General features: G+C 37.8%; 22 protein-coding genes. 8 read left to right on the top strand and 14 right to left on the bottom strand.

Features of this window, described 5'->3' with window-relative positions:
• Positions 1-363: 363 nt before the first annotated feature.
• Positions 364-645: a YlaN family protein gene (locus tag J2S08_RS14415; RefSeq protein ID WP_307230659.1), complete on the bottom strand. Its 282-nt coding sequence runs from the start codon at positions 643-645 to the stop codon at positions 364-366.
• A gap of 292 nt (positions 646-937) precedes the next feature.
• A complete protein-coding gene (glsA, locus tag J2S08_RS14410; RefSeq protein WP_307230683.1) occupies positions 938-1834 on the bottom strand; it encodes a glutaminase A in 897 nt (298 codons plus the stop codon).
• A gap of 226 nt (positions 1835-2060) precedes the next feature.
• Here glsA and J2S08_RS14405 point away from each other — a divergent pair, with 226 nt between their 5' ends.
• The 3 genes from J2S08_RS14405 to J2S08_RS14395 all read left to right on the top strand — a co-directional run bounded on the left by J2S08_RS14405 (position 2061) and on the right by J2S08_RS14395 (position 4178).
• Positions 2061-2558, top strand: coding sequence for a peptidyl-prolyl cis-trans isomerase (locus J2S08_RS14405; RefSeq protein WP_307230657.1), 498 nt, complete (start codon positions 2061-2063; stop codon positions 2556-2558).
• A gap of 687 nt (positions 2559-3245) precedes the next feature.
• Complete coding sequence (locus J2S08_RS14400) at positions 3246-3839, top strand: YhcN/YlaJ family sporulation lipoprotein (protein ID WP_307230655.1); 594 nt, start codon at positions 3246-3248, stop codon at positions 3837-3839.
• Positions 3840-3977: 138 nt separating this feature from the next.
• Entirely contained in the window at positions 3978-4178 is a 201-nt protein-coding gene (locus J2S08_RS14395; protein ID WP_307230653.1) for a YlaI family protein, read from the top strand.
• An 83-nt stretch (positions 4179-4261) separates the two neighbouring features.
• Here J2S08_RS14395 and J2S08_RS14390 read toward each other — a convergent pair whose 3' ends face one another.
• Both J2S08_RS14390 and typA read right to left on the bottom strand, forming a co-directional pair.
• On the bottom strand, positions 4262-4609 hold the full coding sequence (locus J2S08_RS14390; protein WP_307230651.1) for a YlaH-like family protein: 348 nt from the start codon (positions 4607-4609) through the stop codon (positions 4262-4264).
• Positions 4610-5056: 447 nt separating this feature from the next.
• Positions 5057-6898, bottom strand: coding sequence for a translational GTPase TypA (gene typA / locus J2S08_RS14385; protein WP_307230649.1), 1842 nt, complete (start codon positions 6896-6898; stop codon positions 5057-5059).
• Between the two features lie 136 nt (positions 6899-7034).
• Here typA and J2S08_RS14380 point away from each other — a divergent pair, with 136 nt between their 5' ends.
• The gene (locus J2S08_RS14380; RefSeq protein ID WP_307230647.1) at positions 7035-7220 is read left to right on the top strand and encodes a DUF5325 family protein; all 186 of its coding nucleotides are present in this window, start codon (positions 7035-7037) and stop codon (positions 7218-7220) included.
• Between the two features lie 218 nt (positions 7221-7438).
• On the opposite strand, the gene J2S08_RS14375 is transcribed toward J2S08_RS14380, so the two are convergent.
• Together J2S08_RS14375 and J2S08_RS14370 are read right to left on the bottom strand one after the other, a co-directional pair.
• On the bottom strand, positions 7439-8224 hold the full coding sequence (locus J2S08_RS14375) for an inositol monophosphatase family protein (RefSeq protein WP_307230645.1): 786 nt from the start codon (positions 8222-8224) through the stop codon (positions 7439-7441).
• A 404-nt stretch (positions 8225-8628) separates the two neighbouring features.
• Complete coding sequence (locus tag J2S08_RS14370; RefSeq protein WP_307230643.1) at positions 8629-8823, bottom strand: hypothetical protein; 195 nt, start codon at positions 8821-8823, stop codon at positions 8629-8631.
• A 162-nt stretch (positions 8824-8985) separates the two neighbouring features.
• Here J2S08_RS14370 and J2S08_RS14365 point away from each other — a divergent pair, with 162 nt between their 5' ends.
• Positions 8986-9606, top strand: a complete 621-nt coding sequence (locus J2S08_RS14365; protein ID WP_307230641.1) for a YktB family protein — start codon at positions 8986-8988, stop codon at positions 9604-9606.
• 203 nt (positions 9607-9809) lie between these two features.
• On the opposite strand, the gene J2S08_RS14360 is transcribed toward J2S08_RS14365, so the two are convergent.
• On the bottom strand, positions 9810-10082 hold the full coding sequence (locus J2S08_RS14360; RefSeq protein ID WP_307230639.1) for a UPF0223 family protein: 273 nt from the start codon (positions 10080-10082) through the stop codon (positions 9810-9812).
• 58 nt (positions 10083-10140) lie between these two features.
• Positions 10141-11103, bottom strand: coding sequence for an NAD(P)H-dependent flavin oxidoreductase (locus J2S08_RS14355; RefSeq protein WP_307230638.1), 963 nt, complete (start codon positions 11101-11103; stop codon positions 10141-10143).
• 587 nt (positions 11104-11690) lie between these two features.
• Between J2S08_RS14355 and J2S08_RS14350 the strand changes: the two genes are divergently transcribed.
• Entirely contained in the window at positions 11691-13160 is a 1470-nt protein-coding gene (locus J2S08_RS14350; protein WP_307230636.1) for an aminotransferase class I/II-fold pyridoxal phosphate-dependent enzyme, read from the top strand.
• Positions 13161-13445: 285 nt separating this feature from the next.
• On the opposite strand, the gene J2S08_RS14345 is transcribed toward J2S08_RS14350, so the two are convergent.
• A complete protein-coding gene (locus tag J2S08_RS14345) occupies positions 13446-13559 on the bottom strand; it encodes a GapA-binding peptide SR1P (RefSeq protein WP_307230634.1) in 114 nt (37 codons plus the stop codon).
• A gap of 679 nt (positions 13560-14238) precedes the next feature.
• Here J2S08_RS14345 and J2S08_RS14340 point away from each other — a divergent pair.
• Positions 14239-14613: a hypothetical protein gene (locus J2S08_RS14340; protein ID WP_307230632.1), complete on the top strand. Its 375-nt coding sequence runs from the start codon at positions 14239-14241 to the stop codon at positions 14611-14613.
• 125 nt (positions 14614-14738) lie between these two features.
• Here the strand turns inward: J2S08_RS14340 and lpdA are convergent, their stop codons facing one another.
• The 5 genes from lpdA to J2S08_RS14315 form a co-directional block, all read right to left on the bottom strand.
• The gene (gene lpdA, locus J2S08_RS14335; RefSeq protein WP_307230630.1) at positions 14739-16148 is read right to left on the bottom strand and encodes a dihydrolipoyl dehydrogenase; all 1410 of its coding nucleotides are present in this window, start codon (positions 16146-16148) and stop codon (positions 14739-14741) included.
• Between the two features lie 4 nt (positions 16149-16152).
• Positions 16153-17460: a dihydrolipoamide acetyltransferase family protein gene (locus J2S08_RS14330; RefSeq protein WP_307230628.1), complete on the bottom strand. Its 1308-nt coding sequence runs from the start codon at positions 17458-17460 to the stop codon at positions 16153-16155.
• 98 nt (positions 17461-17558) lie between these two features.
• On the bottom strand, positions 17559-18536 hold the full coding sequence (locus J2S08_RS14325) for an alpha-ketoacid dehydrogenase subunit beta (protein WP_307230626.1): 978 nt from the start codon (positions 18534-18536) through the stop codon (positions 17559-17561).
• 2 nt (positions 18537-18538) lie between these two features.
• Positions 18539-19657: a pyruvate dehydrogenase (acetyl-transferring) E1 component subunit alpha gene (pdhA, locus tag J2S08_RS14320; protein ID WP_307230625.1), complete on the bottom strand. Its 1119-nt coding sequence runs from the start codon at positions 19655-19657 to the stop codon at positions 18539-18541.
• 518 nt (positions 19658-20175) lie between these two features.
• Entirely contained in the window at positions 20176-20832 is a 657-nt protein-coding gene (locus J2S08_RS14315; protein WP_307230623.1) for a YkyA family protein, read from the bottom strand.
• 100 nt (positions 20833-20932) lie between these two features.
• On the opposite strand from J2S08_RS14315, the gene def reads away from it, so the two are divergent.
• Positions 20933-21487 (top strand): peptide deformylase, encoded by a 555-nt coding sequence (gene def, locus J2S08_RS14310; RefSeq protein WP_307230621.1) that lies wholly within the window; start codon positions 20933-20935, stop codon positions 21485-21487.
• Positions 21488-21674: the final 187 nt, after the last annotated feature.

The following is a 21674-nucleotide window of genomic DNA, read 5'->3' as shown; positions in this document are numbered from 1 at the left end:
TTAAAGTGGAAGCTTCTTGGGAACTAGATACTTTTGTTAGCTATCTATATTTACCAAGCTATAAGGGCAGTCCCTGCCCTAGAGAAAATACCAACTACATGGCTAGTTTCAGCAAGTTCTTACTTGTATTCCATCCCTGTCATCAACCTTCCATAGTGTATAGGTTGATTATAGAACAATATTTTGGCTTACACCAACCGAAAATTCATCTCCCACTTTCATTGGGCTATGCCCTTCACATTTAGAAGTAGGAGAATTCTTTTCGGAAACTCAGTTAAACAAACTCTCATGAGTCCTAATAGCAGGATGAAATGAGAAACCACCAGCTTCGAAAAGTGGTGGCAATCCATGATTGGATCAACGTTATTTCTTTATTGATGCCTCGTGTAATAAAGAGAGTTCCTTTTCCAATGAATCTAGCAACTCTTTACCATCTTTCTCCAGCACCAATCCTAATCTTACAGCAAAATCTATTTCACGGGATAAGCCAAACATTTGTGTATCCAATACCTCTTCATAGAGAGGGCATTGGGGCATCGTTAAGTTGTCCATCTGCACTTTAATTAACTGCAATATCTTCTCCGCATCCGCCTTTAGCAGATGATATGCTTGTTCCCTATGATCTATTTTCACTTCAGACACCACAGTAATCCCCCTGTTCCGTGCATTTAACAATTCTATCTTAAAATTCTACCTTTAAATAACTCAAAATGCAAGAAAAAAGGAAACTCTCTCGCATTTATCCCTATAACAAAACACGACATTTTCAAAAATTGCTCACTTTTACAAAAAACGATAGGAACTACTTCCACTTTTTTGAGGCGAAACAATTTCGCAGCCTATTCATGGAAATTGTTTCGGTGTTTTCGAATTCAGTACTACTTACTGTTCCTTTCAATGATAGATAAACGTGCTTTACGATAATGGGAAATGATTGTTAAAAAATACTAAATCCATAACGGTTGCTCATCATTTCTAGTAATTTTAATCCGGCAATACTATTCCCTTTATGATCAAGAGCAGGCCCAAATATACCAATACCGCAACGGTTAGGAACTGCTCCCATAATTCCTCCGGAAACACCGCTTTTCGCTGGAATGCCGACTTTCATAGCAAATTCACCCGAAGCATTATACATTCCGCAAGTAACCATATATGTTTTACATATCCGAGCAATATCCTTTGGAATTGTTTGCTTTCCAGTTAATGGATCACAACCATCCATTGCAAAAACAGCGCCAATTCTTGCTAATTCAGAACAGTTCATCTCAATGGCGCATTGTTTTGTGTATAAATCCATTAATTCCTCGACATCTCCTGTAATGATACCGTGCTGTTTTAAAAAATAGCAAAGAGATCTATTCAAAAAAGCAGTATCAAATTCTGATTGCGCGACTGATGCATTATAAGTAACTGTTTCATCATTGGTCAGCTTAGCTGTAAATTCAATCAATCTTGTCCATTTCTCTGTACTGCTATTTCCTTTAATCATTTCCGTTACGGTAAGTGCACCAGCGTTAATCATTGGATTCAAAGGTTTTGATGGTTTCATTGTTTCAAGCTTTGCAATAGAATTAAAAGAATCGCCAGTCGGCTCCATGCCAACTTTTGCAAATACTTTTTCAGGACCAGAGTCCATTAAAACTAAAGCAAGGGCAATCACCTTGGAAATACTCTGCAAAGTGAATTTTTTAAGGTAATCACCCGCATGATAATCATGCCCGTTAACATTGAAAATGGAAACTGAAAGGTCAGAAGCATTGCTCTTTTGCAGTGCGGGTATATAATCTGCCACCTTGCCTCTTTCCGCATATGGCCGTGCCTCCGCCACCATTTTTGTTAGTTCTTCTGTCAAATCATCCAATCTTCAACCATTGCAACAAACTTGCAACGGTTCCACCCCCTTTCACTTCATTCTTTCTTAGTATCTGTTAAAACGTTTTCTTTCACTCATTCTAATCCATCTTACAGTTGGTTCCAAAGTGTGACAAGAAAAAGTTTTCATTATATAATTTCTGTTAGGCAACATCGTAACAGCTATTCATACAAGGGGGATAAAAATGAATTTAATTTCATCTATTAGAGGGAACGTAAAGTTTCCAATTACTTTAGACATTGGTTCTTGGATTTTCGATGATCGTCGTATTGATTTAGATACATATTTTCATTCTGATCAAAAAGAAGCACCTGAAGAAGAACAAACTGAAAATAAACTTTCAAGATTTTGGGAAAGAGAGATTCAAGAGAGCAGCACAAATCCACCTACTTTAAAAACAGAACGAGTATATGCACGAAAACAAATGATGACAGGCACGTTCGGCATCCCGATTATTCCATTTCTTCAGAATGCTGAACCATATGAGGATGCAAAACAACTTATTTTAGAAACAGCACAAGGTGATATTGCTTTGCCCATAACTGATGCCGACAAACTGATTCTTGCTTTTTCAAAAGTGGGCAAGCCAATAAAAGAGGATGGCCCTCTCCACGTTCTTTACCGAGATGGTTCTAACAAAAATAAGCCAATTAAAGATGTTGCCAGCTTTCGAGTTGAATAACAGGACAAATTTGGCTAGAAACAATAAACATCATTCTTTTCAGTAGGGTGGTCAAAAAAAGAAAACGTTTTTTCGTGATGAATATTCTAGTTCGTATCAATCGGACATAGGACTTTTAGTCATCTCCACCTACTTTTTGATTCTTGTGGCTCTTGATTAGGGCTAAAACTGTTAGTTAATTTATAAAAAAGGGTTCGCATTTTGTGCGAGCTCTTTTTTTCCATACGGGACAATGAACAGGTTGCAGCAACTGGCCTTTTTATTAATATTACATTACAATCCTATCGTCCCTTCCTTCATGTCGTGGCATTTAGCAGTTTCATTACATTTTTATGTTAATGTTACCCATCTTCGCCGCAAACTTCCTTAAAATTCATGCACGTTCCTTATCCTAAAAGCTCACATTTCACTTTTTACAAGTATCGGATCTACTAAAATAACGATCATTTGCGACGTTCATAAACAACCACTTCATCGTTTTTTGGAATGACTTTGATGAAATCCATGATTTGATGCATAAAGGATAGTAGAAATTTGCACACTATATGTAAAGCCATAGTAAAAAGGGGGAAAAAACAATTCAAAGACTTGAATATGGATCATGCAAGTGAACAAAAAGCAAAATTCAACAAGTTAAGGCTTTAGAATAGATCAAACAGGTTAATTATTTTAAGGAGGTAATTATTCTTGCGTAAAATCATGACATTATTCCTATTAATACTCATCATCAGTGGATGTAGACAAAATAACAATGTGCTGCCAAACAATGAGGATGGCACACAAAATACCAGAATGGTGAGAAATAGCAATATTACGGAACCTCAACCAAAATCAAACACTGAAGTTTCTCAACATCTTTCCAATTTAGCTGCTGGTGTTCCAGATGTAAAAAACGCTACCACAGTCGTTCTTGGAAATTATGCGATTATTGGGCTGGACGTAGATGCAGATTTGGAACGATCAAAAGTAGGTTCAATTAAATATTCAGTAGCGGAAAGTTTAAAAAATGATCCTTATGGAGCAAATGCTATTGTCATTGCCGATCCAGACGCTTACGCACGTCTTCGAGAAGTAGGAGAGGATATCCAAGCAGGCAGACCGATCACAGGAATCCTAAATGAATTAGCAGATATAACTGGTAGAGTAATGCCAGAAATTCCGATTGATATTGTCGATGAAAATAATCAGCAAGGATTAGATAAACAAAAGCAGCAAATGAATGAAAAAGAAGATCAGAAATTAGAAAGAAAACAGGAAGAACAATCATATAATAAAAAGTAAATCAACGCAAAAAATCAGGCCACGTAGAAAACGCCTGATTTTTTTTGATTTTTTAGATGCTATCTAAAGTGCATCACGTGTGCACACTCAAGCTGACATGGTATAATACTTGTAAATCATATTTTTGGGGTGTCAACAATGAGAGTAAAATGTGTACTATGTGAAAAGATTAATACCCTTCCTGATGATGATCTCCGTGCAAAACGGCTAAGAAACAGACCGATTCATACGTACATGTGCGAGGTTTGCGACGAAAGAATTACCCAAAATACACAAAAACGAATTGATTCCGGCCGTTTTCGATTATATCAAGTGAAAAAATCAAAAAATAGCTTTTAATAATAAACGAACTTTCATCTATAGATTTTACACCCTAGGATCGTAAAAAACCAAGTCTCAGACTTGGTTTTTTATGTAGAACATCAAGAATCATTGACCTCGAAGGTTCCTTTTTTCTTCTCCTTCTGCAGACGAATCTTGTAAATAATTAAGATAAGCGCTGCCACAACTAGTCCTTCTGCAACCGGTAAAAATATTCCGAGAAAGGTTAAAAAAGTGCAGCCAAAAATTAAAAATGCATAGATAATGATTGATTTCATTATTGGCAGTTTTTTCGCAAATCCCAACTTATATACTAAGATGGATAAAGCGACAATCATAAAATAAAGCAGCCACATTCCTAATGTAGGATTTACCTCTACTTGAAACAATTTAGCAAAAAATGAAAGCCGATCTGATACATTGATTAAATTCAAATTGAAAGTGGCCATTCTTACTCTCACCCCCATCGCATTTAATGAAGCGTACCCATAAAATAACCTTCGACCAACAAGTGATCGTTATAAAGAATCTTAAGCTAAGAATGCAACGTTCCCGAAAACCACTTTTTCTTTGTGTGAATATTGCTAACGAAGTTTTCCTTATCCTATAGTAACGCTTGAATGACCTGTAGGTCCGATCTCAAACTTACTTCACTTCGTCTTCAAAAAACTGTGATATTTTAAAGAATTTTCTTCTCATCCTGATAAAGCGCTTCATTTTCTCGACAGACTAAAAACAATAAAAGCTTTAAATAAGATAAGAGAAGTTCGAGAAAAAAAATCTCGCTTCCCCTATTAAAAACCAGTTCCTCTAAATCTTTAAGAGTTCATGAAACTTACCCGTTTAAACGGGTAAGTTGATCGATCTAAATCCCTCGGTAATAGAGCATTGTTTCATTATTTATCCGCGTATTTTTTCTTTTTAGCAATTCTTTCACGTTCATTTTTATCTAAGATTTTCTTGCGCAACCGAATAGATATTGGCGTAATTTCACAATACTCATCATCACTCAAGTATTCTATTGCCTCTTCTAATGACATCGTACGAGGTTTTTTCATGGTTGCCGTTTGATCTTTTGTAGCTGAACGAACGTTGGTAGCATGTTTTACTTTTGTGATATTGACAGTTATATCATTTTCACGTGTATGCTCACCAACAATCATCCCTTCATAAATATCGGTTCCTGGCGCTACAAAAATTGTTCCTCTATCTTCGACCTGCATCGTTCCATAGACGGTTGACTTTCCTGTTTCCATAGAAACCAAAACGCCAACATGCCGTCCTCCAATTTTCCCTTCCTTCATTGGCTGGTAGCTATCAAAAGTATGATTTATAATGCCATAGCCATGGGTTAGAGTCATGAATTCTGTTGTATAGCCAAGCAATCCACGAGCAGGAATGATAAATGTAAGCCGGACTTGCCCATTTCCGTTATTAACCATGTCCTGCATATTGCCTTTTCGAGCACTAAGCGATTCAATAACTGGTCCAGTATATGCTTCTGGTACATCGATTTGGACTCGTTCCATCGGCTCACATTTTACTCCATCGATTTCTTTTACAATGACCTCTGGCTTTGAAACTTGTAATTCAAAGCCTTCCCGCCGCATATTTTCGATCAAAATCGATAAATGAAGTTCTCCACGACCGGAAACAATCCAAGCATCAGGTGATTCCGTATTTTCAACACGTAAGCTCACATCTGTTTGCAATTGGGAACGAAGCCGTTCTTCAACTTTTCTAGCTGTAATAAACTTGCCCTCACGGCCTGCAAATGGGCTATTGTTCACAAGAAACGTCATTTGCAAAGTTGGTTCATCAATATGCAGCTTTGGCAGCGGTTCCTGATGGTCAATCGGACAGATCGTTTCTCCGACATTGATGTCTTCCATTCCTGAAACCGCAATAAGATCGCCAGCATAAGCTTCTTCAATCTCTAAGCGTTTTAGTCCGAAGAACCCGAATAACTTTGTTACACGGAACTTTTTGACGCTTCCATCCAGCTTTAACAAAGCAACTTGTTGGCCAACTTTTATTGTACCACGAAAAATCCTGCCAATTCCAATTCTGCCAACATAATCATTGTAATCAAGCAGCGATACTTGGAACTGAAGGGGCTGGTCTTGATTAGCGATTGGTGCAGGAATATGATCGACGATCGTTTCATATAAAGTTTCCAAATTGTCTTCTTGACGATCAGGATCAGGATCTGTGCTTGCTGTGCCATTGATGCCAGAGGCATAGATAACCGGAAATTCTAGTTGTTCTTCATTGGCATCCAATTCTATAAACAGTTCAAGCACTTCATCGACCACCTCTTCAGGACGGGCAAATGGGCGATCAATTTTATTAACAACAACAATCGGAGTTAACTGTTGTTCTAAAGCTTTTTTAAGGACGAAGCGAGTTTGTGGCATACAGCCTTCATATGCATCCACTACTAGCAGTACTCCATCTACCATTTTCATAATCCGCTCAACTTCTCCGCCGAAATCGGCATGGCCAGGTGTATCCATGATATTTATTTTAACTTCCTTATATTGAATAGCTGTATTCTTGGCTAAAATCGTAATGCCGCGTTCACGTTCAATATCGTTGGAATCCATGGCACGCTCTTCTACTTGTTCATTCGTTCGAAAGATTCCTGACTGTTTTAAAAGTTGATCTACTAGTGTTGTTTTTCCATGGTCAACGTGAGCAATAATGGCAATGTTCCTTATGTTTTCTCTTTTTTCCAACATGGTTCCCCCTGGTTCTATCAGTTCGAATTATGCTTTTCAGCAATTGAGGTATATAACGAACGTATTATATCATAACAAAGTGGATAATCAAAAATGAATTTTGTACAATAGAAAAGACAAGGGGGTTTTAATAATGAAAAAAGTAAAAATGATTTTTCTTCTTTATGCACTAGCAACTGCAATTTCTATTATGGGAATTGGGGTGGCGATAGGAGAACGAAGTATTATTGGAATGATTGCCGCAATCGCAGCCACATTTATCATTACTGGAATCGGTTTTAAAACAAAAGCTAAAATGCGTGCCCAAGGAAAACTTTAAAATGTGTGTTCAAAAAGTATCGAACCAGCATACAACATCTAAAGCAGAGCTGAAAAAAATAACGGATGATACATATATATCCGTATTTTTTCAGCGCAGCAAGAAAATACTGCATAAATTGGTTGAGACTTTTTGAACCGTCTCTTGAAGACTTATCTTGTAAAGATACAAGTTTCGTTATAGACATAAGCAATCTTGCTGTCACTTATTTGATTCCATTACCGCAAATAAGTAAGAAGCTGTTTATGAAGCCCCGGTTTAGAAACAAGTACTGCATTTTTCTCTAGTAGTTTCAACGGTTCTCCCTTTAATGTAGTTACAATACCTCCTAGCTCCTCCACAATAATTTTCCCAGCCGCAAAATCCCACGGAGAAAGTCTCATCGTCAGATAAGCATCTAAACGACCAGTCGCAACATATGCAAACTCCAGCGCTGCGGAACCATATGAACGTGTACCTCTTACATCTTTTACTAGTTGGATCAATCGTGAAGCATCCATGCAATAATTTCTCGTCAGCCATGATGCATTTATAGAAATCAATGCCTCTGCTACAGCAACATCCTCTCTTAGCTTTGCTATCGCACGGTCATTAAAATACGCTCCTTTACCTTTTATTGCATAATACAGCTCGTCATGAATGACATCATAAATGTATCCGTATTTTCCAACCCCATCCTCATATACACCGATGGAAATCATAAAATTACGCTGCTGATGAACAAAATTCATCGTACCGTCGATTGGATCTATCAGCCAAACAGTGCCATCTAGTCGTTTGAGGTCATCCCCAAAACCTTCCTCGCCAATAATATGATGACCCGGAAATACTGTTCGAATGTTACGAATAAAAAATTGTTCAATTTCTTTATCTATATTTGTAACAAGATCGCTTTTATCGGATTTTGTTTGAATATATAATATATCGTCAAAGGAACGAATAATTCGTTGCCTCGCTTCTTTTAGCCATTTTTTTACATATGCATCAATTTGTTTTTCCCCCATTTAATTTCCTCCTAAAGGCATTCCATTCGGATAAAAAAAATGCTTGTCTATCTTATTTTAAGTGTAGCATATTTCGAAAAACACATGTAACAAAGACACATCTTTCCGCTTGTACCTTTATATAAGGAATAACATATTTTGAGAGGAGATTGGCCATGGTAAATGATTGCTATGTCATATCAAAGAATTTCACTTTTTTCGATAATTGAGCGTGTTTTGAAGCAAATCCATTGCTATTTTGCATATGCTGATAATGATCAGATATTTTAACATCTCTTCAAAAAAAACGAACTCCACTCAATTAGAAAAGTGTAAGCTCGCTGTACAGCAAAATGAGGAACAGTATCAATTAATTAATTGATCATAAAATAAAAAGATAAGGCATACCACAGTATTCCAAATATTTACAAAGCACGCAGCTTTAAAAGCTCCATCCTAATTTTTTTTAGCTTTTGTTTAGAAAGTTCCTTCTGTTCTTCATTGCTTTCTTGCATAGCCTCGAAAAGCACTGCTAGCTCATAATCCAACTCTAAACGAAGAACCGCTAATCTCTCTTGCTGGGATGTTTTTTTTCGTGAAGCATGCACTATCTGTTTCATCTCTAAACCTCCCTTTTTTTATCATTACTAATCGACTTTTTATTTTATTCTATGAAAGTACAACCATTCTTGTAACCGTCCTTACTGCGGATTCCTCTTTCTTGTAGACAATTGTATGCAATGGTACACTAAATGAAAATGGAATTTGATGGAGGAATCACAATGCACTTTCCAGGATTTACAGATCAAGATTTTCAAGTATTTTCTATTGAAGGCCTTGATGAGCGCATGATGGCTTTAAAAACATTAGTCCGTCCTAAATTAGAATTGCTTGGCAAAACATTTGCCCCAGACTTAAGCACATTAACAGGAGATGAAATGTTTGAGCATGTAGCAAAACACGCTCGGAGAACAAAAAATCCACCTTCTGACACTTGGGTAGCTTTTTCAAATAGCAAACGCGGGTATAAAATGCTGCCACATTTTCAAATTGGATTGTGGGGAACCCATTTATTTATTTGGTATGCTGTCATTTATGAAGCACCAAAGAAAAAGGAAATTGGCCAGAAATTGGAACAGCATCTTGCTGAGATTCAAAAGCAAATTCCCTCACACTTTGTTTGGTCAGGAGATCATATGAAACCGGACGCAACAAAGATGGAAACAATCGGAACTGAAGGGCTGCAGCAATTATTTATTAGATTGCAAACAGTGAAAAAGGCTGAGGTGCTTTGCGGCCGCCATATTCCTCGTACGGAAGTGATTAAAATGAATGGAGAAGACCTTATTAACGCTATTCATGAAACTTTTGTACATTTAATCCCCCTTTATCATTTACAATGAGTAAATCCTATCATGGAGCTTTTTTCTCCATACAAGGGGATCCCAAGTTAAGAATTGCAGCGTTCTAGAATAGGCAAATTACCGCTTTTTCGTCCGATGTTTTTCCTGTCGATGCAAATCATAGAAATGAAATTTCCTTCTTTTCCGAATGTTAGATGTTGGATAAACAACAAACGAGCCAAAATTGGCTCGTTTCGATTTTATTATATTTTAATAATAGAGTCATTCACTGCCTCTTTCATTTTCTTCACAACTTGATAAGAAGAATAGCCGCTCACTTCTTCGAACTCTCGATCATATTTCTTTTCTTCAGCTTTCGAAGGAACAATCTCTTTAAATCTTCGGTATAAGTTTATTAACTTTTCTCGTTTCATTCCTTTTTCATAAGCAGTTTCAATTGCTTCAAAAAAAGCAATGACAGCTATCACTTCTTCAGTAGTCCAGTCAGCAGAAAATGGATATGAATATTCTTTCATGATGGTCACCACCTTAACTAGCTCATATTTAAACGAAGTGGTCAAACGGATGCTATGCTTACATCCACTTTTTTTGTATACTTTCTGCTTCCTTTATGATTCTTGTCATCAATTCCTCTACGGTTGGAATATCTTGAATTAGCCCCATTGCCTGACCAGCCCAAGCAAATCCTTCGTTCACATTCCCATCATATATGTATCGTTTGTTTGCATCACGATTGATATACGGTTGAAGTGTTTTAAAGTCAGTCCCATTCTTTTCCAAATCAAGTATTTTATCTGTCCATTTGTTTTTTATTGCTCTAGCCGGTGCTCCAAGCGTCCTTTTAATAACAACAGTATCGTTCTCAGTTCCTGCTAATAACGCTTGTTTGTATATATCTGTTGCATGAACACATTCTTGAACAGCAATAAAACGTGTCCCCATTTCAATGCCTTCTGCCCCTAATGCGAATGCAGCCATTAATCCTCGTCCATCTGCAATTCCTCCTGATGCTATCACTGGAATTTTGACAGCATCGACTACTTGAGGAATGAGGACAAACGTCCCAACATCTTGCCGTCCTAAATGGCCTCCCCCTTCTTGCCCAACAACTATCACTGCATCTGCACCGAGCTGTTCTGCTTTTAGTGCTTGCCTTTTAGCCGCCACAAGCACTAGCTTTTTAGCTGAACTATTACTTTTTTCCAGTTGTTCAAATAATGGAGCTGGATTCCCCCCAGTAATCGATATTACCGGCACCTGCTCATTAATCGCAACATCTAAATAAGCTGGATATGTATCATTAAATTGACCAATGGCAAAGTTAACTCCAAATGGCTTCGTAGTTAATTGTCTCGTTTTTTGAATTTCTGTTCGCAATGCTTCTGGGCTTTCCAAAGACATTGCAGTAATTTGGCCAAGCCCTCCAGCATTAGAAACGGCTGCAGCAAGCTCGGAATAAGCCAAATATGCTAATCCTCCTTGAACAATCGGAAATTGAATGTCTAATAATGTTGTGACTCTTGATTCCCATTTCATTTCATCGCTTCCTTCCCCTCATTTCTAATTTTATTATATCAACATTTATCCAAAGATCATGACATTTGCACATTCCCTATTAATATATAAAGTGAAACTTCCATCAGTGGGGTTTTCTCTCATCCCCTACTGATAAGAAGTAGAACAAAGGCTAAGATCGCAGCGTCCTCGAAAAGGAAACCGCTTTTCTTCGTGCGATGTATCACTGCCGAAGCTTTCCTTGTCCTGTTGCAACGCCTTTGTGACCGACATCCTCGAAAAAGGAGAGCACTTTTTCTTCGTGCGATGCTGATTCAAGAAGCTTTCCTTATCCTGTCGGCATGAACCAATCGGACATTTGACTTTCAGTTCAGTCCCTCTTACTCCCCGAGGTCGGGGTCTTGACTCGCCAGTTAGATGTGGGATAAATGGGTTGGTGGACAGGGGTAAATAAAAATGGAAAAAGTTTTGATAGGCAAAGAACAAATAACATGCTAAAATCTTTATGTTTGTGTAATTATACAATCAATCCCTTAAAGCAGGGCCTATCATATTACGATACATGTCGAGAAAGATTGGCCACTTTTGAGCAAAGAGGTGTCTTAACATTGTTACAGCACGAAACGCCATTATTTTCGGGTTTAATCAAACATGCTAAAAATAATCCTGTTCAATTTCATATTCCTGGTCATAAAAAAGGTGTTGGTACCGAACCTTCCTTTCGACAATTTATTGGGAGCGATGCGCTTTCAATTGACTTAGTGAATATTGCACCGTTGGACGACTTGCATCATCCGCATGGAATTATTAAAGAAGCTCAGGAGCTGGCAGCAGAAGCCTTTGGAGCTGATCATACTTTTTTTTCTGTACAAGGAACAAGCGGCGCTATTATGGCAATGGTAATGGCGGTTTGTGGCCCTGGCGATAAAATTATCGTACCGCGGAATGTCCATAAATCTGTCATGTCCGCTATTGTTTTTTCCGGAGCAGTTCCTATTTTTATACATCCTGAAATTGATCCTGTTCTCGGCATATCACATGGCATTACAACAGAAGCAGTCACAAAAGCACTTGATAAACATCCAGATGCGAAGGCAGTGCTTGTCATTAATCCAACTTATTTTGGTATTGCATGCGACTTAAAAAAAATTGTAAATATTGCCCATGCATACAACGTTCCCGTTCTAGTAGATGAAGCACACGGTGTTCATATTCATTTTCACGATGATCTGCCTCTCTCTGCTATGCAAGCAGGCGCTGATATGGCCGCAACTAGTGTCCATAAATTAGGGGGTTCATTAATCCAAAGCTCTATTTTAAATATCCGCGAAGGCTTCATTTCTGTTCAACGTGTTCAAACAATCCTAAGCATGCTTACAACGACATCTACTTCATATTTATTATTAGCTTCATTAGATACTGCCCGGAAGCAATTGGCTACTGAAGGCGAGTCTATGTTAACGAAGACGATTGAGTTAGCGCACTATATGCGTCAAGAAATTAATCAGATCGATTATCTCTATTGCGTCGGCAAAGAAATATTAGGGTCGAAAGCAGCCTATCACTACGACCCAACGAAATTGATTATTTCGGTTAAAACTTTAGGTATTACTGGCTATGAAGCAGAAACTTGGCTACGTGAAAACTATCGTATTGAAGTGGAACTTTCTGATTTGTATAACCTTCTCTGTATTATTACACCTGGCGATACGAAAAAAGAAGCGGATTTACTTGTAGCAGCTCTTAGAGACTTAGTGAAAGAATTTCCAGGAAATAAAGAAGATATTAAAACAAAAGTAGCGCTTCCAAAGATGCCATTGTTAGCAATGACCCCTCGCGATGCTTTTTATGCAAATACTGAAGAGGTGCCAATCGCGGAATCTGCAGGAAGGATTATCGCTGAATTTATTATGGTCTATCCGCCAGGTATACCTATTTTTATTCCAGGTGAAATTATTACCGAAGAAAATGTAGCTTATATTGATATGAATGTTAAAGCGGGGCTGCCGGTCCAAGGACCAGAAGATGATCAATTGCAAAAAATACGTGTGATTAAAGAATATCAGGCAATCCGCTAGCAGTGATAATGCTTAAATTATCGTTGTTTCTAACGGCTTTCTTTAAAAAAATGCTGCTGTTAACTGGAAATCAGAACAGCAGCATACTCCGAATTTTCCCATAAAAAAACAGAGAAAGCTTTACATGGATGTTCAAGGTCTAGACCCGGCTGTGAAAAATTGGGACATCATGCATACCAAAGCTAATATTATTTACATCTAAAAATTTTAGCAACCTCTTTGAACACCAGGATTTCTCTGATAAGAAAGCCTAATTGCTCACTACTCTTATATGGTTATATTTTTTTATATGTCTCCTTCTTGGTCACATTCACAACAACATGAGTAAAGTGTTGTTACTTTATCTGCTTCAAAATAATCAATTGTCGAATTGCAAGATTGACAAATAATCGTGCCCATTGGAAACATTCCTTTCTTCTTAATGATGAATATGTGGCATTTTGTCGATAATTTCCGTTGATAACTCCATAATAATATAACATTATTACCTTTTCAAGCCCATTTTGTATAACATATTATGTGTATTACACTTAATATATTACACTATTTCAATATTTCTTCTACTCTCACTTTGTCTAAATGATTTCAGTTATTTAACATTTTTGTTACTAACAGGAGGTTAGTACAGCATTATGATAAAATATAAAGTAGCTTCTATGCTCATAAAGTGAAACTTCCATGAATGGGGGGTTTCTCTCATCCTACATACAAAGGATCTCAAGCTAAAAGCGCGACGTCCTGTCGCAACGCTCCTGTTGGCCCGAACCAATCGGACATTTGAATTTCAGTTATCCCCCACCTAGACTTCTTCGATTCTCCTCTTACTCTTGAGGTGGGGGTATTACTGCCAGTTAGATGTGGGATAAACGGTGTATACAATATGATATTTCCAGAGAAAAATCAGTGAATGTAGCTGCCATCATGATAGAATGGAAATGAATATTTTTTAATGGATGTTCATAAAACCGCTAGCTTCAAGCAACGAATCTTAAGGCTATAGATATATGATGGCAACATAAAGAAAGATCACTTCTTAAAGAGATCACTGATTAAATACGATTAAAAAGCGGTGATGGGCATGAAATATTTAAAAGTATTGTGCATAATGGCTATGGTCTTAATATCTGGGTGTGAAAAAAGAGAGGCTGTTCCGATAAATGAGGGGAATAAAGAACAAATTATCTTTTTTTCCAATCCTGAAAATAATCTACTTGAAACGCCCTATTATGATGCACTTATTGAACTAAAAAGGCAATATCCACATGTTTTTATACATATGGAAGTTGTTAATCACCGTGATAGAAAAGATAAATATCGACAATATCATGTTTCTTCTCTCCCTGCACTTGTCATTATCTTTCATAATAAAACAATTGTTCGTATTCAGGGAGAAGCAATGAAAGAAGATATCATTCGATCTATTTCCAAAGCATTAGATGCGCGCAATAAGTGATCTGCTATAGTGCTCAAAAAGAAAAAGCATCGCCCATACGTATCCTTGCAGGGCGATGCTTTTTGTATTTATTAAACGATTAAAAGATTCTGTGCTTCAAAACAAAGAACAGCTTAGATGTATCATTACTTTACTATATGAATTGGCGTACCAAGTGCTACTTCAGCAGCTTCCATCGTAATCTCACCCAACGTTGGGTGAGCGTGGATCGTCATTGCAATATCCTCAGCAGTCATACCTGCCTCAATCGCAAGACCAATCTCCGAAATCATGTCAGATGCATTTGCACCAGCAATTTGCCCACCGATCACTAATCCATCTTCTTTTCTTGTTATCAGCTTCACGAATCCATCTGTCTCGTTTAAAGATAACGCTCGACCATTAGCTGCAAACGGGAATTTAGCTGCGATGATTTCCAATCCTTCTTCTTTTGCTTCTTTTTCTGTATAGCCTACAGAAGCTAGCTCAGGCTCTACAAAAACAACTGCTGGAATGCCTAAATAATCAATTTCAGCCGCTTGTCCTGAAATTGCTTCAGCTGCAATTTTACCTTCATAAGATGCTTTATGTGCAAGTGGCGGCCCTTCCACAACGTCGCCAATCGCAAAAATGCTTGGTACATTTGTACGGCACTGCTTGTCAATCTTAATGATGCCACGGTCTGTCATTTCCACGCCAGCTTGCTCTAGTCCCATTTCATCCGTGTTTGGACGACGGCCAACTGTCACTAGAACATAATCCGCTTCCACTGTCTTCTCTTCACCTTTTGCTTCGTAAGAAACGACAACTCCATTGTCTGTTTCTTTAACCCCTTTGGCCATTGCTTTCGTAACAATTTCGACACCTTTTTTCTTAAGATTACGTTTCACAAGTGCACTCATTTGTTTTTCGAAACCGCCAAGGATTTCATCTCCGCCTTCAAGGATTGTTACTTTTGTTCCAAGATTAGCATAGGCAGTTCCAAGCTCGGAACCAATATAACCTCCACCGATAACAACTAGTTTTTCTGGAATTTCTTTCAAACCTAGTGCACCTGTAGAATCTATCACGCGCTCAGAGTATTTGAATCCAGGTATTTCAATCGGACGTGAACCAGTTGCAATGATCGCATGTTGAAACTTGTATGTTTGTGATGATTTTTCATCCATAACACGCACAGTATTTCCATCAACAAAATATGCTTCCCCTCTGACAATATCGACTTTATTGCCTTTTAAAAGCGCTTCGACACCGCCAGTAAGTCTGTTGACAACACTTGCTTTCCATTCTTGTACTTTTGAAAAATCTACTTTTACGTGATCTGCAGTAATTCCAATGTTTCCTGCATTTTTCATATCATGATACTTATGGCCAGCTGTAATCAATGCTTTAGATGGAATACAGCCTACATTTAAACAAACACCGCCAACTGATGCTTTCTCTACGATTGTTACTTTTTGGCCTAATTGTGCGGCACGAATTGCAGCAACATAGCCTCCTGGACCTGCCCCAATAACAATTGTGTCTGTTTCGATCGGAAAATCTCCTACAACCATGATCTTACGCCTCCATTAGTAATAATTCTGGATCGTTCAATAGACGCTTTATATGATTGAGCGCATATTGAGCAGTAGCTCCATCGACAACTCGATGATCAAAGCTCAATGATAATGCTAACACATGTGCAGCTATAATTTCACCATTTTTGACAATCGGTTTTTCTGAAATTCTACCAACTCCAAGGATCGCTACTTCAGGATGATTAATTACTGGTGTAAACCATTGCCCGCCAGCAGAGCCAATATTCGTAATGGAGCAAGATGATCCTTTCATTTCAGTTGGCGCGAGCTTGCCATCTCTTGCTTTTACAGCTAATTCATTGATTTTAGCAGAAATTTGGAACATTGATTTGCGATCGGCATTTTTAATTACTGGAACTAAGAGTCCTTTATCTGTATCTGCAGCAATACCGATATGATAATAATGTTTATGAATAATTTCCCCAGCTTCGTCATCGACTGATGAATTTAAAATAGGGAACTCACGAAGTGCACTTACTAATGCTTTCACAATATATGGCAAGAAAGTAAGCTTGATATTTTTTTCTGCCGCAACTTCTTTGAATTTTTTGCGGTGACTTACTAGTTTCGTTACATCTATTTCATCCATCAGTGTTACATGTGGTGCAGTATGTTTCGAATTCACCATTGCTTTAGCAATAGCTTTGCGAATACCACTCATTTGTTCTCTTGTTTCAGGATCTGGTCCCTCTGGTATTACAATCGGCATTTTTTCATTTTTCTCTGCTTTTGCATCAACAGGTTGTGTAGAAACAGCTTCTGCTTGCGGAGCTTGTTGTGCATCGCCAGCTGAGAATGCGTCAATATCTTCTTTAAGTACACGGCCATTTTTGCCGCTTCCATTAACTTGACGAATATCAATGTCTTTTTCACGGGCATATTTTCTCACTGATGGCATTGCAATGACTCGTGCTGTGGGATCAACATCTGCTTCTTTGCTCGTTTCAACCGTTTGCTTCTCTTCAGCAGCGGCCTTATCCTGATCTGCTGCTTTTTCTTCCTGTTCATTCTCTTCACCGTGGTCGCCTTTAAATTTTATGTCTTCATAACCAGGTGCATCTATTGTCACAAGTACATCTCCAACAATAGCAACTGTTCCTTCTTCAACAAAAAGTTTTTCTACAGTTCCTGTTACTGGTGATGGGATTTCTACAACAGCTTTATCATTTTGAACTTCACAAAGCACGTCATCTTCTTCGATTTTATCACCAGGCTTCACAAACCATTTTACAATTTCGCCTTCATGGATGCCTTCACCGATATCTGGTAGCTTAAATTGAAATGACATTTCTTCACCCTCCTATAATCTACTGTACAATACAGGGAGAAAAACTTTCTCCCTTCCTCAAATGAGCGCTCAATCATTTTACGTTATTATTTTCCTAATTAAAATTCCAATACCTTCTTAGCAGTTTCTAAAATATCTTTATAATTTGGCAGCCACACAGGTTCTGCTTGAGAAAATGGGTAAACAGTATCTGGAGCAGCAACCCTTAATACTGGGGCTTCCAAACTTAAAATCGCCCGATCATTGATTTCAGCTACAACATTTGCCGCAATACCTGCTTGTTTTTGAGCTTCTTGCACAACAATTGCACGATTTGTTTTTTCAACAGAAGAAACAATTGTTTCAATGTCAAGTGGACTGATCGTCATGAGATCAATTACTTCGGCAAAAATGCCTTCTTTCTCTAACTCATCTGCTGCTTTTAATGATTCATGTACCATTGCCCCGTAAGTAATAATAGAAATATCTTTCCCTTCTCGCTTAATATCTGCTTTGCCTAATGGGATTGTATATTCCTCTTCCGGTACTTCTTGGCGGAATGAACGATAAAGTTTCATATGCTCCAAGAAAATGACTGGATCATTGTCGCGAATTGCAGATAACAATAAGCCTTTAGCATCATAAGGAGTTGATGGAATGACGACTTTCAAGCCAGGCTGCTGTGCCATCAGTCCTTCTAAACTATCAGCATGAAGTTCAGGTGTATGAACACCGCCTCCAAATGGTGAGCGAATCGTAACAGGAGCATGATAGACACCGCCAGAACGATAACGCATTCTAGCTAATTGTCCGCTAATAGAGTCCATTACTTCATAAACGAAACCAAAAAATTGGATTTCAGGCACAGGTCGGAAGCCTTGTAATGAAAGGCCGATCGCTAAACCGCCGATTGCTGATTCGGCAAGTGGCGTATCAAATACGCGATCTTCGCCAAATTCTTTTTGAAGACCTTCAGTTGCTCGGAATACACCGCCGTTTACACCAACGTCTTCCCCGAAGACAAGTACATTTTCATCATTACGCAGCTCTGTAGCCAATGCATTTGTAATTGCTTGTATCATTGTCATTTGCGCCATTGTTACTTCGACTCCTTCTCTTTATAAATCTCATATTGCTCTTTTAAGTTGAATGGAAGCTCTTCAAACATATTGGAAATTAAATCTGTTACTTTTTGCTGAGGCGTTTCGTCTGCCTTTTTAATCGCTTGTTTAATTTCTTCTTTCGCCTGTTCGATTACTTCCTCTTCTTTTTCTTTGCTCCATAGATTTTTGCTTTCTAGGAAGCGGCGGAAACGGACAAGCGGGTCTTTTTTCTCCCATTCAGAATCTGTATCTGCTGTCCGATATCTTGTCGGGTCGTCTCCTGCCATTGTATGAGGGCCGTAGCGATAGCACATCGTTTCAATTAATGTAGGGCCTTCACCATTCACCGCCCGTTGTCTTGCATCCCGAACTGCTGTATATACTGCAAGTGGATCCATACCATCAACTAATACACCAGGAATTCCAGCAGCGACTGCTTTTTGAGCGATTGTCGAAGCAGCAGTTTGTAGTTCTCTTGGAGTTGAAATCGCAAATTGGTTATTTTGTACGATGAAAATAGCAGGAGCTTTAAAAGCGCCAGCAAAGTTTATGCCTTCGTAAAAATCTCCTTGCGATGAACCGCCATCTCCTGTATAAGTTACTGCGACTGCTTTTTTACCGCGTTTCTTCATTCCAAGAGCAATACCAGTCGCTTGAATGATTTGTGCTCCAATAATAATTTGTGGAGACAGAACATGGACACCTTCAGGAGCTTGATTCCCTACATAATGGCCTCTTGAAAATAAGAAAGCCTGATATAAAGGCAATCCATGCCAAATAATTTGTGGCACGTCACGGTAGCCCGGTAAAATAAAATCTTCTTTTTCCAATGCAAAGTGAGAAGCAAGCTGTGATGCTTCTTGTCCAGCTGTCGGAGCATAGAAGCCTAAACGACCTTGACGATTCAAGGAAATGGAACGCTGATCTAAAACACGTGTATAAACCATGCGGCGCATTAATTCTTGAAATTCTTCATCAGAAAGGTCAGGCATTGCAGCGTCATTCACCACTTCACCGTTTTCATTTAGGATTTGAAACATTTTAAACTGTTCTTCGATATTTTTCAGTGTTTCTTGCACATCAAGTGCTGTCTTTGTTTTCTTATTAGCAGTCATCGAAGCCACCTCTTCCTTTCGTTTTTGTGAAATTAACCATGTAAATACTACTTTGCTTTGTTAACTATCTAGACGATGCAGTAAAAGCAGCATCATACCCTCAATGCTTCTCTTAAGATGTTTTGTGTTATTTTTTGTGGAAGCAAGCAGTGAGTAACCTGTTTCCTTTTTCAAGCCAAACTGTATTACTAAAATATAAAAAAGGAATAATACAAAGTAATGTTGATTTGTAATCAAGAATACCTTATAAATAATCGTTCGTCAATGAAATAGCATCGATTCTTTCTTAAATGAAACAGTAAATCAATCTTTTTTTATCCCTCATTTCTTAAAACTGTATCAATAAAAATATATATCTGTACTATAAAGAAATAAAAAATGTTAACTGTTATATATTAGCAATATTTGCCGTATCTTATGCGTTTCTTCCAAAGAATCATTTTACAAACAGAAAAAGCGACGCAAAAGCATTCGCTTTTTTGTCGCTTTCATGGTATATGTAAAAACAGGATGATATGTTACTGTGCTTCTACTTGGATTCCAGCCTGCTGATAAAAAACTAACTTTTTCTCATTGAATTCTTCGGTTGCTTCATTAAATTGATTATTTGCTTCAAGCAGCTTTGCATAGTGTGTATTCGTTACTTCAATTTGTCCTTCTAATACATCATATTCTAGTTCCTCATCTTTAAAAAGTCGATATAACTGGCGGTCAGCTTCCAATCCTTCCTTATATATGTCAAATAATATTTCATGTGCTTGGTAACGCTTCTTCATCAAAATATATAAATCATTCGCAGCTTTTTTAAGCTCTTTTTCTTTGATTTTGTCGATATATTCCTTCGCTTTTTCGAATTCTTCCTGTGATGCATTCATAGCTTCTTGTTCTTTTACCATCATATTTTCACGCTCATCAACATTTAGAAGCGCATCATCTGCAAGTTTTTTTATTTTTGTGAACTCTTTCATGCCAAGTTCCATTATCTGATCATAGATAGCTGATTCTTTTTTTTCCAATTCAACAAGGGGTTGTTGGAGCTCTTTAAAATCTTTTTCTTTCTCTACGGTTTTTTCAAAGATAGTATAGATCGTTTCTTCTGGTGATGTCATATGGAAACACCCGCTAAGAAGTGATGCCATCATCATTATGAAAATCGATTTGGCTGCTTTTCGCATCATATTCCTCCTTATATACACATCGAGTAAAATCATTGGCAACAATGTTCTTCTATTGGTAGACTTATTTCATATTCATTTTTGACAGAGGTGAAACAATTTGATTACAAAAAAAGATATTATCCTGGATGGCCATCCAACATTAAGAATGATCGCTCAAGAAGTAGAAATGCCGCCTTCACCGGAGGATCAGGCCATTTTAAAAAGCTTGCACGAATATTTATTAAATAGCCAAGACGAAGAAACAGCTGAAAAATATGGACTTCGGCCTGGTATTGGTTTAGCCGCTCCCCAAATAAATGTATCGAAGCGGATGATTGCTGTTCACGTAACTGATGAAAAAGATAAACTATATAGTTTCGCACTTTTCAACCCTAAAATCATTAGCCACTCTGTACAGCAAGCATATTTAACATATGGTGAAGGGTGTTTGTCAATCGAAGAAAACATTCCCGGATATGTCGTTCGTTCTGAGAGGATCACAGTTACAGGCTTTGATATCGATGGCAACAAATTAAAAATTCGCTTGAAAGGGTTGCCTGCTATTGTTTTTCAACACGAGATCGATCATCTGAACGGGGTATTATTTTACGATCACATTGACAAGAAAGATCCTTTTAAAAAAATTGAAGGTGCAACCCCTGTCGGGCGTTAAGATGACAGTCTCATGATCTTTGGAGAGAGAAGAAGTGATGATGTATTGTTATGTACGCGCAGTTGTTTTTCATCCTTCTCGAAAATCAAATTTTCGTCTTCGATAACCTTTCAATTTGCATATAAAGCTTTACAATCCCCTATTGACGAATGATCAATAGGGGATTGTAAATGATCAAGCAAAAAAT

The sequence above is a fragment of the Bacillus chungangensis genome (genome assembly GCF_030812995.1).
Classification (GTDB): Bacteria; Bacillota; Bacilli; order Bacillales; family Bacillaceae_C; genus Bacillus_CF; species Bacillus_CF chungangensis.
Note: the sequence above shows the minus strand (reverse complement) of the source record. Positions and strands in the feature narration are given on the sequence as shown.

Bases quoted from the DNA above. Each gene is read 5' to 3' on its own strand.
- J2S08_RS14405 (WP_307230657.1), top strand. From the start codon at position 2,061: ATGAATTTAATTTCATCTATTAGAGGGAACGTAAAGTTTCCAATTACT.
- J2S08_RS14345 (WP_307230634.1), bottom strand. From the start codon at position 13,559: ATGGGCACGATTATTTGTCAATCTTGCAATTCGACAATTGATTATTTT.
- J2S08_RS14365 (WP_307230641.1), top strand. From the start codon at position 8,986: ATGCACTTTCCAGGATTTACAGATCAAGATTTTCAAGTATTTTCTATT.
- J2S08_RS14330 (WP_307230628.1), bottom strand. From the start codon at position 17,460: ATGTCATTTCAATTTAAGCTACCAGATATCGGTGAAGGCATCCATGAA.
- J2S08_RS14380 (WP_307230647.1), top strand. From the start codon at position 7,035: ATGAAAAAAGTAAAAATGATTTTTCTTCTTTATGCACTAGCAACTGCA.
- pdhA (WP_307230625.1), bottom strand. From the start codon at position 19,657: ATGACTGCTAATAAGAAAACAAAGACAGCACTTGATGTGCAAGAAACA.
- J2S08_RS14370 (WP_307230643.1), bottom strand. From the start codon at position 8,823: ATGAAACAGATAGTGCATGCTTCACGAAAAAAAACATCCCAGCAAGAG.
- J2S08_RS14395 (WP_307230653.1), top strand. From the start codon at position 3,978: ATGAGAGTAAAATGTGTACTATGTGAAAAGATTAATACCCTTCCTGAT.
- J2S08_RS14355 (WP_307230638.1), bottom strand. From the start codon at position 11,103: ATGAAATGGGAATCAAGAGTCACAACATTATTAGACATTCAATTTCCG.
- J2S08_RS14315 (WP_307230623.1), bottom strand. From the start codon at position 20,832: ATGCGAAAAGCAGCCAAATCGATTTTCATAATGATGATGGCATCACTT.
- J2S08_RS14375 (WP_307230645.1), bottom strand. From the start codon at position 8,224: ATGGGGGAAAAACAAATTGATGCATATGTAAAAAAATGGCTAAAAGAA.
- lpdA (WP_307230630.1), bottom strand. From the start codon at position 16,148: ATGGTTGTAGGAGATTTTCCGATCGAAACAGACACAATTGTTATTGGG.
- J2S08_RS14360 (WP_307230639.1), bottom strand. From the start codon at position 10,082: ATGAAAGAATATTCATATCCATTTTCTGCTGACTGGACTACTGAAGAA.
- glsA (WP_307230683.1), bottom strand. From the start codon at position 1,834: ATGGTGGCGGAGGCACGGCCATATGCGGAAAGAGGCAAGGTGGCAGAT.
- J2S08_RS14340 (WP_307230632.1), top strand. From the start codon at position 14,239: ATGAAATATTTAAAAGTATTGTGCATAATGGCTATGGTCTTAATATCT.
- J2S08_RS14325 (WP_307230626.1), bottom strand. From the start codon at position 18,536: ATGGCGCAAATGACAATGATACAAGCAATTACAAATGCATTGGCTACA.
- J2S08_RS14390 (WP_307230651.1), bottom strand. From the start codon at position 4,609: ATGGCCACTTTCAATTTGAATTTAATCAATGTATCAGATCGGCTTTCA.